Annotated in this window: 10 protein-coding genes; 1 reads left to right on the forward strand and 9 read right to left on the reverse strand. The window is 58.9% G+C overall.

Annotated features, from left to right (window positions below):
- Positions 1–94: 94 nt before the first annotated feature.
- The 4 genes from BSU04_RS20500 to BSU04_RS20515 form a co-directional block, all read right to left on the reverse strand.
- On the reverse strand, positions 95–964 hold the full coding sequence (locus BSU04_RS20500; protein WP_089162360.1) for an ADP-polyphosphate phosphotransferase: 870 nt from the start codon (positions 962–964) through the stop codon (positions 95–97).
- A 388-nt stretch (positions 965–1,352) separates the two neighbouring features.
- Positions 1,353–1,595 (reverse strand): hypothetical protein, encoded by a 243-nt coding sequence (locus BSU04_RS20505; protein ID WP_089162346.1) that lies wholly within the window; start codon positions 1,593–1,595, stop codon positions 1,353–1,355.
- Between the two features lie 299 nt (positions 1,596–1,894).
- A protein-coding gene (locus BSU04_RS20510; protein WP_373452836.1) for an IS3 family transposase occupies positions 1,895–3,030 on the reverse strand; the annotation gives its coding sequence in 2 pieces (ribosomal slippage) (positions 1,895–2,766 and positions 2,766–3,030; 1,137 coding nt in all).
- 117 nt (positions 3,031–3,147) lie between these two features.
- On the reverse strand, positions 3,148–3,939 hold the full coding sequence (locus BSU04_RS20515; RefSeq protein ID WP_089161538.1) for an alpha/beta fold hydrolase: 792 nt from the start codon (positions 3,937–3,939) through the stop codon (positions 3,148–3,150).
- 150 nt (positions 3,940–4,089) lie between these two features.
- On the opposite strand from BSU04_RS20515, the gene BSU04_RS20520 reads away from it, so the two are divergent.
- Positions 4,090–5,571 carry an HD domain-containing phosphohydrolase gene (locus BSU04_RS20520; protein ID WP_089161537.1) on the forward strand — a complete coding sequence of 494 codons (1,482 nt, stop codon included), beginning with the start codon at positions 4,090–4,092 and terminating at the stop codon, positions 5,569–5,571.
- A 59-nt stretch (positions 5,572–5,630) separates the two neighbouring features.
- Here the strand turns inward: BSU04_RS20520 and BSU04_RS20525 are convergent, their stop codons facing one another.
- The 5 genes from BSU04_RS20525 to nadC form a co-directional block, all read right to left on the reverse strand.
- Positions 5,631–7,268 carry a methyl-accepting chemotaxis protein gene (locus tag BSU04_RS20525; RefSeq protein ID WP_089161536.1) on the reverse strand — a complete coding sequence of 546 codons (1,638 nt, stop codon included), beginning with the start codon at positions 7,266–7,268 and terminating at the stop codon, positions 5,631–5,633.
- 85 nt (positions 7,269–7,353) lie between these two features.
- The gene (locus tag BSU04_RS20530) at positions 7,354–8,631 is read right to left on the reverse strand and encodes an MFS transporter (RefSeq protein WP_089161535.1); all 1,278 of its coding nucleotides are present in this window, start codon (positions 8,629–8,631) and stop codon (positions 7,354–7,356) included.
- A 459-nt stretch (positions 8,632–9,090) separates the two neighbouring features.
- Positions 9,091–10,452, reverse strand: a complete 1,362-nt coding sequence (locus BSU04_RS20535) for an MFS transporter (RefSeq protein WP_089161534.1) — start codon at positions 10,450–10,452, stop codon at positions 9,091–9,093.
- A gap of 117 nt (positions 10,453–10,569) precedes the next feature.
- On the reverse strand, positions 10,570–12,375 hold the full coding sequence (gene phnN, locus BSU04_RS20540; RefSeq protein WP_089161533.1) for a phosphonate metabolism protein/1,5-bisphosphokinase (PRPP-forming) PhnN: 1,806 nt from the start codon (positions 12,373–12,375) through the stop codon (positions 10,570–10,572).
- Between the two features lie 7 nt (positions 12,376–12,382).
- Complete coding sequence (nadC, locus tag BSU04_RS20545) at positions 12,383–13,219, reverse strand: carboxylating nicotinate-nucleotide diphosphorylase (RefSeq protein ID WP_089161532.1); 837 nt, start codon at positions 13,217–13,219, stop codon at positions 12,383–12,385.
- Positions 13,220–13,673: the final 454 nt, after the last annotated feature.

The following is a 13,673-nucleotide window of genomic DNA, read 5'->3' on the forward strand; positions in this document are numbered from 1 at the left end:
TGAAGGCGATCCATAGATCATCTCACCGGCGGTAGTAGGACCGACAGAAGCGGAATCTGCGGCAACTTATCCGACACTGTACGCATACCGTAGATCATCTATGAAGCTTTCTACGAATAACTTGCAATTCCCGCTTGCGACTATCCGATGACTTCGGGTAAGTCATTTTGAGCTCGTTCAACGTATCGAGGAGGATGCCGGATACGATCAACCTCGCATTCTTCTTGTCATCAGCAGGTACAATGTACCAGGGCGAGTCCAACGTGCTCGTAGCGCCTATGCACTTCTCGTAGGCTCTCATGTACCGCATCCAAAATTGCCGTTCAGTTATGTCCGCAAGACTGAATTTCCAGTTTTTATCGGGCTCTTCGATGCGGTCGAGAAAACGCATTCTCTGCTCTTCCTTTGAGAGGTGAAGGTAGAACTTCACGATGTGAGTCCCGTTACCGTACAGATGCCGCTCAAGGTCTACGATGGACCGGTAACGGTCCCGCCAGACCTTCTTCCCGGTGCGACGGGAGTCTGGCAGGGCTTCACTACGAAGTTCCTCGGGATGGACTCGTACGATTAGCACCTCCTCGTAGTAGGATCGGTTAAAGATCCCGATCCGTCCTCGTTCAGGCAAGTCCCGCGTGGTGCGCCAAAGAAAATCATGCTCAAGCTCGGCCGCACTGGGATGTTTGAAGCTGAACACCTGGCAGCCTTGTGGGTTGACACCAGACATCACGTGCTTGATGGCCCCGTCCTTTCCTGCTGCATCCATCGCCTGAAAGATTAACAGGACGGCGTGATGGTTAGAGGCATAAAGCAGTTGCTGCAACTCGGAGAGCTTCTTTACATGCGTTGCCAGCAATTCCTGATAGTGCTTCTTTGACTTGTAGACAGGCGTCACGTTAGTGGGCCAATTCCGGAGGTCGATCTTGCTACCCTCCCGAACCCGAAAATTCTTTCGTTTGATTTCCATCTCGTATTCCTCGAGAAAACCCATTTGGCAGCCCCGACGGTCCGAGCAATTCGATGCCCGAAAAGATGTGCACCTTCATCAGCTACGACTGTGCCAATGGAGGACGACTCGAGCACCAAGGCATGGAAATGGCCGCAAGTCCCTCCGAGCCATGAGACCCGACCCGAAATGACAAGAATTTGCGGGTCGATCGGCAATTAGCCTGGGACCGCCACGGGGTGCGGCACGTGCGGGCCGTGCCGGAAGCGAGATTACATCAGGCACCCTTGCGTGCATCTGACTCCCTTTTTAGTCGATAAACCGGGTCCGCGTGAAAGCCCACGCCCCGTACTCGCACCCTATAGCAAGGCCGCTCGAAACCATTGCTCCATGCAGGGCGATAGAGCAATCACACTCTGATAGTCCTGGATATCTCCAGATCGATCCAGATCATGCCTTCACGTAACCCGTGCAGCACTGCGTCCTGCTCGGCTATGAAAATATGGCTATCTTTAAACTCGTGGGTGAAGTCGCCGTGGAGGTTGCGAGCGGTCACGTTGATCTGACAGATAAAGCCGCCCTCGGCTTCGTGCGTTTTCGCGGTAACCGACCAATTTCCATTTCCTTCGTTGACTCTACCAGACAGATTCATGATGATCTCCTCGCCGTTTTATCGGTTTTCCGGGTAGGCGGCAAAATCCGCCTGACCGACGCACAATTGTTCATCACAATCTTACGCAATCATCTTATACACGACCGGTTGCGACCTTCACGAAGACTCCGAACGTACAAGATGTACTCACCACTCGAGATCGTCGTGGGCACCTCCCTCATTCACCCACACTACTGAACCCTGGGACATCAACGTGCGGCAGTTCGTGCCGCCGTTGAAGAGAGGTGGCCCCGTTCGTTCGGACAGTTTTTTCGATTTTTAAGTGGAACGCTGGGCGGTCACGCTGCCGTTTTCATCGCGGGCAGCATCGCGAAGTAAGCTTCATCCGGGGTCTTGTCCGAAAGACTTGAATGAGGCCTTTGTTGGTTGTACCACGTCAGATAGTTAGCGATCGACTGCCGTGCCTGGCCGACGGACTCATAGGCCTTCAAATATATCTCTTCGTACTTCACGCTGCGCCACAGCCGTTCGATAAAAACGTTGTCTCGCCAGCTTCCCTTGCCATCCATCGACAGAGCGATCCCACGCGACAGGACTGCGTCGGTGAAGACCGTACTGGTAAATTGGCTGCCTTGATCGGTGTTGACGATCTCAGGCACTCCATATTTCGCGAATGCTTCTTCAAGTGCTGCCACCGCATGCTCGGCTTCCATCGTGATCGCAACCCGGTGCGCTAAAACACGACGGCTAGCCCAATCGATCACAGCAGTCAGATATACGAAGCCCTGTGCCATAGGCACGTAGGTCGTGTCCAGTGCGAACACCTGATTGCTGCGCTCGATCTTCCGATCGCGCAGCAGGTACGGCCAGATCTTGTGCGCCAGATGTTTGCGGCTCAGGTTCGGCTTGCGATACAGCGCCTCAATGCCCATTTTGCGCATCAACGTGCCGACGTGCTTGCGTCCGACCACTATGCCCTCTCGCTTGAGCAGGCGCATCAGCATGCGCGCGCCGGCAAACGGATGCTCCAGGTGCAACTCGTCGATGCGGCGCATGAGCGCCAGATCCGCGCCACTGACTGGGCTCGGCGCGTAGTACGCACTGGATCGGCTGATGCCGACTAGCTTGACTTGCCGGGAAACCGGCAAGGGGTGGGCACGATCAATCATTTCTTTCCGCTCAGCAGGCCTGCCTTGCCGAGCGCGCCGGATAAAAAATCGTTCTCCAGCGCCAATTGGCCGATCTTTGCGTGCAGCGTCTTCAGATCCACCGGCGGCTCACTGACGGGCGCGCCCGCCGCGCCGAACACATCGGCCGCTCGCTCTTGCAACTGCCGCTTCCATTCCGTGATCTGGTTCGGATGAACCTCAAACTGCTGCGCCAATTCTGCCAGAGTGCGCTCCCCACGTACTGCTGCCAGTGCCACCTTCGCCTTGAACGCCGCTGAGTGCGTGCGCCGGGTTCTCTTCGTCATCGTCTGGTTTCCTTTGTAGCCATTATGCCAATCTCAGAACCCAGCGATTCCACCTAACCGACTGTCCAGATTCCCGGAGCCACCTCTAAATGACCACGCCGAGAGCCTCGCGCCGGCTTACTGCGCTTCGCGTGCCGCAGCGATGATCGCCGCGGCGACTTCTGCCGGCTTTGACAGCATCGCCACGTGGCTCGCGTCCACCTTTACGACTGTCGCACCGATTTGCTGCGCCATTGCGGCCTGCAGAGCCGGGGGAATCATGCGGTCCTTTTCCGTCAATACCCACCACGACGGCTTGTTATGCCACGCGGCTTCGGACACCTTGTCGTCGGTACAACCGGCGAACCAGGGACCTTGAGTCGCCGCTACGAGGCGGGCTTGTGCAACGGGCAGGTCCTGGGCAAAGTCGTGAATGATTGCATCGGTCGAAAGTGTCAGGTATCCGGCGGAATCTTTCTGCAGCGCCGACGCCCACGGCGGTGCCGGCTTCCCCTTCAAAACGTCGTTGATCGACTGGTCCTTGTCGAGCGCAAAGGCGGCAACGTATACCAGCGCTTTCACCTTGTCGTCATTGCCGGCTTGCGTAATGACTGCGCCGGCCCAGGAATGGCCGACCAGTATGACGGGACCGTTCTGTTGCTCGATCACTCGTTTCGTCGCCGCTGCATCGTCATCGAGCGACCTGAGCGAATTTTGCACCGCCACCACGTGCAAGCCTTTCGCTTGCAGAATGGGGATAACCTTGTCCCAACTCGATCCATCCGCGAACGCGCCGTGCACCAGCACCACGTTTTTGCCCTTCAGGTCGTCAGGCGAAGACGCGGCGCTGGCTGGCGTGAATGCGGCGAGCGACATCAGGCCACCGAGCAGCAGCGTAGCGGCCAGGCATTTTTTGAGCAGGGTGTTCATAATATGAGTCCTCTTGAAGAAATCGGGTTGGCAAGGAAATCAGTGTGCGGATTGGAGAATGCGCTGATTGGGCGAGCTCTTGTATCGGTCAAATGACCGAGCCTGATCTGACGGAGGCTAGACGCGAAAGCTAAAAATGAGGCGAAACTGATGCAAGGCGACTCTGATATCCGGGTGCTGGACGCCGTCAAGGCGCTTGCATTTGTCGGCGACCTCAGCATGGGGCAGCCAACCGATCATTCCCTGCGTACCGGTTGGCTTGCCGGGCGACTCGCCGCCGAAGCCGGCCACGACGACGCTCAGTGCGGCGTTGTCAAGGAAGTGTCGCTGCTGCGCTGGTCGGGCTGCACGGCGAACGCAGCGGGTTTCGCGGAGTGGCTGGGAGACGACATCGGCAGCAGGGCGGACATGCTGGCGATGCGGCCTGGATGGGCCGGCGCCGACGAATCCCCGGGACGGTTCGGTGCGGCAATCACGCCGCTGGCTCAGATTCACTGCGAGGTATCGGGCGAGGTCGCGCGCATGCTCGGACTGGCAGGCGCAACCCAGGTGGCGTTGCGGCACATTTTCGAAAGTTGGGATGGCGCCGGTTTCCCGCATCAGATGCAGGGCGGCAATGTGCCCGATGCCGTGTTTCTCGTTGCGTTGGCCGGTGATATAGAGATTTTCAGCCGGATCTATGGGGTGGAGCAGGCGAAGGTGTTGATCACCCAGAAGGCCGGCCGTCAATATCCGCAAGCGCTTGCGCAACTTGCATTGTCCCGCGCGGCAAAGTGGCTGGACGAGCTTGAACAGTGGAGTACGTCGGCCCATGACGAACCCCTGAATACGCAACCGATGCTGCAAACAAGCGCGCCGGAAATCATCGCTGACGTGATCGACCTGAAGCTGCCCTGGATGGCCGGCTATTCACGGCGCGTAGCCGAAGCGTCGGCAGCGTGCTGCGCGCGCTTGGGCCTTGGTGAGGAGACAGCGCGCCGCGTGTATCTCGCCGGTTTGATCCACGGTATGGGACGCGCGGCAGTGCCGAATGCAATATGGAATACGCCGGGTCGATTGCCCACGGCAGCCTGGGAGAAAGTGCGACTGGTCCCTTACTGGACCGCGCGGGCGGGCAAGCAGATCGGCGCCCTCGCGCGCGAGTCGGAGATTGCCTCGCTTGCCTATGAGCGGCTGGACGGTTCGGGCTATTTCCGGGGCGCAGCGGGCGATGGCATTGCTCGTGAAGGCCAGGTGCTCGCTGCGGCCGCTGCCTGGGTCGCGCTGCGCTCGAAGCGTCCCTGGCGTGAGGCGCTTTCCCCCGAAGATGCCGCAACGCTGCTCCGCGAGCAGGCGTTGGCAGGGCGATTCAATGCCGATGCTGTCAGTGCGCTAATCTCGAACGAATGTGACGAGTATGACGGGAGCGTAATTGCCCAAAAACCCCGCTGCGCCCAAGCAACGCTGCTGTCGCCTCGCGAGTCGGAGGTGCTTCGTCACATTAGCCTGGGCGCCAGCAACAAAGAGGTCGCAAAGGCGCTGGAGCTGAGTCCCAGCACGGTGCGCACGCATGTCGAAAGCGTGTTCCGCAAGCTCGCTTGCTCGACGCGTGCGGCGGCCACTTTGAAGGCGTCGATGCTTGGATTGATTTGATGTCCTGGCGGTTCATCGGACAGCGCTGACATCGATGCCGGTCAATGGGTACTAGCGTGTCAGAAATGCGCCAGGGTGTGCACTGCTCGCTCCAGTTCAACGCCGTGTCCTCGCACACCCGGCGCGCTTGACGCCCGGGACGCTTCCGTACGGAACACGGCCACCGCCGCCGTGAGCCGACGCGCCTGATCTTCCAGCGAGCCGGCTGCTGCGGCTGCCTGCTCGACGAGCGCGGCGTTCTGTTGCGTCACCTCGTCCATCTGCGCGACCGCTACGTTGACCTGATCGATGCCTGAGCTTTGTTCAATTGCCGCTGAAGCAATCTCGCTCATGATCGCGCTGACGCGGGCGATCGCCTTGACGATCTCCGTCATGGTCGATCCGGAGCGTTCAACCAGTTGCGCACCGGACTGCACCCGTGCCGTCGATTCTCCGATCATGCCCTTGATCTCCTTGGCGGCCGCGGCACTGCGCTGCGCGAGCGAACGCACTTCGCTCGCCACCACGGCAAAACCACGCCCTTGCTCGCCCGCGCGTGCCGCTTCGACCGCCGCGTTGAGCGCGAGGATATTGGTCTGAAACGCAATCCCTTCGATGACGCCAACGATATCCGCCATGCGGTGCGAGTCGTCGACGATCTGATGGATCGTGCCAACCACCTGCTGGGTCAGCTCTCCGCCTTCGGCGGCGAGGCTCGACGCGCCTTGTGCAAGCGAGTTGGCCTGCTTGGCGTTCTCGGCGGTCTGCTTGACCGTGGAGTTCAGTTCCTCGATGCTCGCGGCGGTTTCTTCCAGCGACGCCGCCTGTTCCTCGGTGCGTTGTGACAGGTCCGTGTTACCCGATGCAATTTCACGCACACCGGTGTCGATCGACTCCGTTCCCGCACGGACCGTGTTCACCGTCGCGATCAGCGAGTCCTGCATCTTGCGCAGCGCGGTCGCCAGCTTGCCCATTTCGTTGTCGCTCGTCACGTCGATGCGGCCGGTGAGGTCACCACTCGCGATGCGCTCGAATTGCGCGATGGTGGCATCGACCGGGTGAACGATCGCCCGCACCAGCACGACGCGGCCCAGCCACGAGAACAGCAGCGCCAACACCATGCCCACGGCGACGGCAATACTGATGGCATAGAAGCGATCGTGCGCGTCCTGATAGCGTTGTGCGCCGTGATCGATTTGCAATTGCTCAAGCGTGAGCATCGCCTTTTCGTACGCGTTATAGAGTGAAGGAAGCTGGTGAGCCTGCAACTGCTGGAACGCGGTTTTGTCACCGGCCTTGAGCGCGGCCATCGCCGGCTCGATCCCGTTATGCAGGAACGTGGCACGCTTGTCCTGCATGTCTTTGATGAGACGTTGCTCGTCGTCGTCCGTCCCCGCGTGCCTCAAATAGTGCCCTAGGCGGTCGTTCGATACCTTCAGATATTGATCGAAGCGCTTGAGCACCGCTGCGGCACCGTCCTGATCGTTGAGATCGACGAGCGACGCGTAGGTCGCAAGCGCCAGGCGCAGACGCAGCAATTGTCCGGCGCTGCCTTCCAGGTCGGCGACGGCGGGTGTATCGACCGTGTACATCTGCTGTAGCGACGCATTGCTCGCGCGTAGCGACAGCAATCCGGCCGCGGCGCCAAGCAGCAGCACCACGCCGAAGAAGGCAATCATCGCGCTCAAACAAGCGCGAATCGACAGGTTTCTCAGCATTTCTTCTTCCTTGTTTACCGCGCTGATCGGCAAGGCTTTTGCCGTGGCACACGCAGATTTGTTGTGTTGTTCGAGGCCAGTTGCATCAGGCGTAGCCGGCCGAGGGCTCGCCACTATTTGCTTCACCCGGTAACTGCCGGTCCGGCCGCATCACGAAGGCGAGCAGCGTACCGCTCAGCATCAATGCCATCGAGACAATGAACGGGAGATTCCAGTTGCCGGTGTGATCGATGATCCAGCCTCCGACCACCGGGCTGACAATCGCCGCGGCAGCGGACCCCATGTTCATGATGCCGCTCGCAGTGCCCGCGTATTGGGGGGCAATGTCCATCGGCACGGCCCACATCGGCCCGATCGTCATCTCGTTGAAGAAGAAGCCTACTGACAGCGCGAGCGCAGCAAGGGGAATCGACAGCGAATGGACCAGCATGATCGGCGCAAGCGCCAGCAGCGCGAGGAACATGCACGTCGAGACCATGACGTTGCGCGCGAGCCGCAGGTTGCCCGTTCGACGCATGATGAAGTCGGTCAGCTCGCCGCCAAGCCAGTCGCCTAACACGCCGGTCAGGAATACGCCCGACGCGAACAGCGCTGATTTACCCAGTTGCATGTGCTGATGCTGGAAATACTGCGGCACCCAGCCGAGAAAGAGCCACAGGACCCAGCCGTAGCAGAAGTACACCGCGGTCACCGGCAGCATGCGTCGAAGCAGGGCGCGCCAGGGCACGCGGCCGCTTATCCTCGCCACGTTGTAGGCAGGCAGCCGGTCCGCTTCAACGGAACTCATCGAGCGATGCTCGCGCGGGTTGTCGCGGAAATACCAGACCCAGATGAGCGCCCACAGCACGCTGACAATGCCGGTAATGACAAATGCCCCGCGCCAGTTCGTCGTCAGCATGAGCCACGTCACCAGCGGCGGCGCGGCCGCGTTGCCAATGCGCGAGGCAGCATGGGTGATGCCTTGTGCGAAGCCGCGGCGCTCGGGCGTCGTCCAGTTTGACATTGCACGGGTGGCCGCCGGGAAGGTAGCACCCTCGCCGAGACCCAGCAGCAGGCGGGCAAACACCAGCGACATGAGACCACCGGCTAGCCCCGTTAGCACGGTCGCACCGGCCCAGATGAACGCACAGATGGTAAGCGTTCGGCGCGGACCAAAACGATCCGCAAGCCAGCCGCCGAAGATCTGGATGATGAGATACGGATACGCAAAGGCTGAAAAAACAAAGCCTGTTTGAGTATGCGAGAGGTCGAATTCCTTACCGAACTGCGCGGCCGCGGTGCTGACGTTGACGCGGTCTATGTACGTAATGCAGTACATGACGCACAGGAGGATGAGCACCTTCGTGGTGACGCGGCGAAACATGGTGGAAGTCCCCAACGTGTAGTCACATGATTCGCTGCATCTGCCGGTGGCGTGACTGATGCCTGATTCCGGGCGGCAGATCGCCTGATGCCGTCGCGCTCACGCCTTATCCTGCAGGTGCGCCGATCCGTGAATGTTGGGATGAGGGTGGCCGCGACGATGTCTTAAGTACTGTATTCCTCATACAATATCGACAACCATCGGTAAAACTTGAGCAAAAAATTTCGCTCAATGAGGAGACGGTCGGAAATCAGGCGGGGACGCGCGTTGCCTCACCGCGCAATGAAGAGAATCAATTGCTTGATACGGGCCGGCAGGGACCGGCGCCGCGCGGTTGAGATGTGAAGGGACTAACTGGGTACATTGAGCCGTAATGGGCTCTTGCCGCTACCGCGGCAAGAAAATTTCAAGTCAGGTGCACCTGGAAGCGGCTAACCTGCAACCCGGGGGCCGCAGACATCAAGGGCGCGCTTCATCCGAAGTCAAATCGCTGGTCAAGTCGCTGTTGCTTGCCACTTGCCGGACGCGCTCTTTAGACGGGGCGGCAACGGCGGCTTGCGGGATATCGAAGAGCGGCTTCTCAGGGTGCACAAACAACCAGAGCACCGTGCCTACCGCGGCCGCCAGTGCGATGACGACCAGGGCGCTCCCCCAGTTACCGGTGAGTTTCACCATGAAAGCGACGGCAACGGGTCCCGCGACGTTCGATGCGGCTCCCCACAGGTTAGTCCAGCCAGACATCACGCCGGTAAAATCTCGCGCCAGGTCTTGGGCTGCCGACCAGACGACGACTTGCACAAAACCTACCGCAGCGAAAGACAGGCACAAGAAACCAATGACGGCCGCAATATTGACGGCCCATGAAGCCAGACAGAGGGCGATAGCGCTAACAAGAAATCCCACCATGGCGACCGGAGCGCGAGCGGCCCAGACCGATTGAGTGCGCTTCAATATCTTGTCGCATACGATCCCCGCCACAAATACCGCCACGAATACGGCGATCCATGGAAGCGATGCCGCGAATCCCATGGACTTGAGCGAAAGCCCACGTGCGCGCATAAGATAAGTTGGCAGCCAGGTCGTATAGAAACTCTGGATCAGGACCAACAGAAAGTACTGGATACCGAAAAGCCAGAACCGCGGATGCCGGAGACACCTCAGGAATACCCCTTTGGCTACCGCCTCTGGTTCCGACTGTCCCGCAGCGATATACGTTGCCTCCTCGGGGGTAATCAGAGGGTGCCGCGCGGGCACATCGCGATAACCGAACCACCAGGCAATTCCCAATACAAGGCCGATTGCACCGAACACATAGAAGACGGAGTGCCAGCCGAACTGCAAGATCATCCAGGCAGTAAGAGGCGCGGAAATGATAGGTCCGAGATAGAGACCACCCAGGAGAAAGGAGTTCCCCTTCGCGCGTTCATTCTTGGGAAACCAGCGTTTCACTGCGAGCACGCCGCTTGACCAGTCAGCAGATTGTGCGCCTCCGAGCAGGGCGCGGCAGCCAACGAGCCAGTTAAAACCCACGCCGAACGGCGTCACTATCATCATCAAAGACCAAAGAGCGCTTGTTCCAAACAGCACCTTCCTCGACCCATGACGCTCGGCCAGTCTTCCGGCAGGGATTTGTCCCAATGCGTACGTCCAGAAATAGATGGTCAGGATCACTGACATCTCGACAAGCGAAAGACCAAGCTCCTTCTGGATCGTGGGCGCAGCGATCGTCATTGCAGCGCGATCCAGCGTCATGACGAAGGTGATGGGAGCGACCAGTAGCGAAACAATCCCCCACCGTAAATTGCCGATTCTTTTTGGCATTCTCACTGCTCCAAAGATAATTAACGACGCGCTGTTATGGAATCACTGCTACCGCTGTGGTCTTGCCAATTGCTTCCGGATCGTCACGCTCCGCCAGCTGCTCATGCTGCTCATGCCTTAAGCGGAGGGGAAGGGCGCGCTATTCATACGTTCAACGCAGATCTCATGCGTGCGCGTTGTTCGTGCCAACAAAGCCGCTGCCGAGACAAGCCCTTCGTCAGCGCCGTAGATATGAAATAGTCCGTCGCCGGGCTCGACGTACTGGCCCACCGTGGCGAGAAGATCTACGCCGGCACCCAGGTCCGTCGGAGCGCCGGCTTTTCGCGCAATTCCCGCGATGGCCCAGCCATCAATGCTTGAGACGATGCCACCCTGTTGTGCCACAACCGTTTGTACAAAGTTGCCGACTGAAACCGGCGGAACCCGCCGGCCCTGGCTATCGACAATGCTTTCGAATGCAATTCGGGCTCGGCCCGAAGAAAGCAGCGATTCCGCGATCTGCCGACCCTTGGAAACAGTGCCTACGGCCGGCGCCCAAGCAAGAATCTCCGCCGCAAAACGGAGCGCTTTTTCGCGCAGGTCGGCGGGTGCAGACGGGTCGTTATCCAGCACCTGCTTGACGTCCCGTACCTCGAGTGCCGGTCCGATGCCCCGCCCGATCGGGCTGCTGCCATCGGTGACCATGGCCTTTACGTGCAAGCCCAGGCCTGCTGCGACATACTCGAAAAGATTACCTAATGTGCGCGCTTCGAGTTCGTCCTTCAACTTGGCGTGCGGGCCGTAAGGAAGATCGATGATGACGTGGGTGGATCCTGCCGACCACTTCTTGGATAAAATCGATGCAACGGACCAGCGGTTTGAATCGAGGCCAAGCGGCCTGGTAAATGCATTGATCCGATCGTCGATCAACGAGTGATTCAACCGTCCGTTCCACGCAATACAAGCGCGCGCTTCACTGACGCAACGACGTACCTCTGCGCTGGTGAGATCGACACGTGCAACCGTCTCCATTGCATCGGCAGTCCCCGCGGCAGAGGTGATTGCCCTCGATGACGTCTTTGGCATTGCAAGCCCGAACGCCGCCACAACAGGTACTACGATCAAGGTGATCCGGCTACCCGGGACGCCTCCCATTGAATGCTTGTCAACGAGTATTGGCTCGTCCCATTCGATGCGTGGCGTCAGCTTGCAACGCACCTTTGCCAACGCGAGCACTTCGGCGTCGGACAGGTTTTGCGACGCGTGCAACAGGAACGCGTTGATATCCCGGTCCGAATAACGCAGTGCAAGAATGTCGTCGAACACACCGCTATATTGAGCTTCGTTCAGTGCTTCCCCGGCAATCTTTGCCTTCAAGGCGCGCATGCTGGGCGGAGCAGGCTGTGTGGCGCGGCGAAGCGCTGCGACGAAACGTGCTATCCCCTGCTCAAGCGTTGTGTCGTTCATGACCTTCAGGACCTCAACGTCGGCAGAGGTCGGCTCGACCTGACGCGCCACGCGTTTTACAACCTCGTCGTGGGTTTCCCTGCCTCGTGCGAGAATTCTTGCAGCGAGCACGGAAGCGGGTGCGTTCACGTCGACTACCACCAGCCGCGGTACGCGAGTTGAAAGCACGTCGATCATTGCCCGCGACCCGTTAGCGATGACGTGATGCCCCCGCGAAAGGGCGTCGAGAAGATCATGACGCAAACCGTATCTTAGTCCGTGGGCCGACCAGGTAATAAGGAATTCTCCTTGACTGTCCAGGCGCGCGAACTCGGTTTCATTAAGCGCTTCGTGATCTTCGCCCGGCGAGCCGTGAGGCCGGGTGACTACCCGACGCGCGAAGACGAAATCGCTGAGAACTTCACGCGCTCCGTCAATAAGCGAGTCTTTGCCGGCGCCGCTCGGGCCGACCACAAAAAAGAAGATTCCGTCGGACATGAGGGTATTACTCCGCCTCGTCCAGACCGATGTCAATGCACACCGAAGCCTGGTTTATCTTGCTCGTGGAGATATAGTCGACGCCCGTTCTTGATATTTCCCCGATTGTCGCGAGGCTGATACCGCCAGACGCTTCAAGCTTCGTACGGCCATTGACCAACTTCACGGCCTTGGTCATTTCCTCGACCGACATGTTGTCGAGCATGATGACGTCAACGCCGGCTTCCAGCGCCTCCTCCACCTGCTCGATGCGATCGCATTCGACTTCAAGCTTCGTCAACACTGGCAATTGGCGACGCGCACGTTGCACAGCCTTCATGATTCCGCCGCAAACCGCAATGTGGTTGTCTTTAATCATCACGCCGTTATCAAGTCCAAGGCGGTGGTTCAAGCCGCCGCCGCAGGTCACCGCATGCTTCTCCAGCATGCGCAAACCGGGTGTGGTCTTGCGCGTGTCAATCAATCGTGCGCGCGTTCCCGCGACTGCCTTGACGTACTCTGCTGTGAGGTTGGCAATGCCCGACATGCGCTGCAGGATGTTAAGCGCCGTTCGCTCGGCGGTCAGCACGCTTCGCGCATTTCCCCGTACGTCGAGAAGCACAGCCCCCTTCTTGACGTGGTCACCGTCCTTGACACGTACGACCACTTCAAGCGTTGGATCGTAGCGCTTGAACACCCGCGCTGCGACGTCGATACCCGCCACGATCAGATTCTCGCGCGCATTCATGAAGAATGCTCCCGTTTCGTTCGCTTCAATCATGACCTGTGCGGTTAGGTCACAATACCCAATGTCCTCGGTCAGCCACGTGTCGATCAGGCGATCCGTTTGAAATACGTCGTACATGTCAATCTCCTAGTGTATAAAAAAACAATTGTTTGTTGGTCGACAGGGGCACCAAAAGAAGTGCCTCCAAGATCGAAAGAAAATATCGGACTACGAAGTAGATAAGATTTGAAATGTAATATTGAAAGTGCGATAAGGCGTCTTACTTGAATTGGTGTACGTGTCGTGTCGGCCTGCGATTGCAGCGTCCACGCTCAAAATCTAAGCCGACCCCCAACACTGAGCAGGTTGAAACGACTGCGGCGGTCATGACGAACTCGATGCTCGACTGATCCGGTGCCGCGCGTGCACCGATATCCGCCAGTGACCACCGGAGAGCAACACCCGCGGCGCCAAGCGTTCGAGATCCCGTTCGCGCAGCATGGGTAGGCTGTAGCAACGGCGGAAGGAACTGCCCGATACGCAATGTCTTTGTCATCTGGTCGACTTCTCCGAAGCGTGCATCAGGATGTGT

Source organism: Caballeronia sordidicola (assembly GCF_002220365.1).
Lineage (GTDB): Bacteria > Pseudomonadota > Gammaproteobacteria > Burkholderiales > Burkholderiaceae > Caballeronia > Caballeronia sordidicola_C.

What these genes read in the sequence shown, in the direction of transcription:
- BSU04_RS20500 (WP_089162360.1), bottom strand. Translation starts at nt 964, where the DNA reads ATGGAAATCAAACGAAAGAATTTTCGGGTTCGGGAGGGTAGCAAGATC.
- BSU04_RS20505 (WP_089162346.1), bottom strand. Translation starts at nt 1,595, where the DNA reads ATGAATCTGTCTGGTAGAGTCAACGAAGGAAATGGAAATTGGTCGGTT.
- BSU04_RS20515 (WP_089161538.1), bottom strand. Translation starts at nt 3,939, where the DNA reads ATGAACACCCTGCTCAAAAAATGCCTGGCCGCTACGCTGCTGCTCGGT.
- BSU04_RS20520 (WP_089161537.1), top strand. Translation starts at nt 4,090, where the DNA reads ATGCAAGGCGACTCTGATATCCGGGTGCTGGACGCCGTCAAGGCGCTT.
- BSU04_RS20525 (WP_089161536.1), bottom strand. Translation starts at nt 7,268, where the DNA reads ATGCTGAGAAACCTGTCGATTCGCGCTTGTTTGAGCGCGATGATTGCC.
- BSU04_RS20530 (WP_089161535.1), bottom strand. Translation starts at nt 8,631, where the DNA reads ATGTTTCGCCGCGTCACCACGAAGGTGCTCATCCTCCTGTGCGTCATG.
- BSU04_RS20535 (WP_089161534.1), bottom strand. Translation starts at nt 10,452, where the DNA reads ATGCCAAAAAGAATCGGCAATTTACGGTGGGGGATTGTTTCGCTACTG.
- phnN (WP_089161533.1), bottom strand. Translation starts at nt 12,375, where the DNA reads ATGTCCGACGGAATCTTCTTTTTTGTGGTCGGCCCGAGCGGCGCCGGC.
- nadC (WP_089161532.1), bottom strand. Translation starts at nt 13,219, where the DNA reads ATGTACGACGTATTTCAAACGGATCGCCTGATCGACACGTGGCTGACC.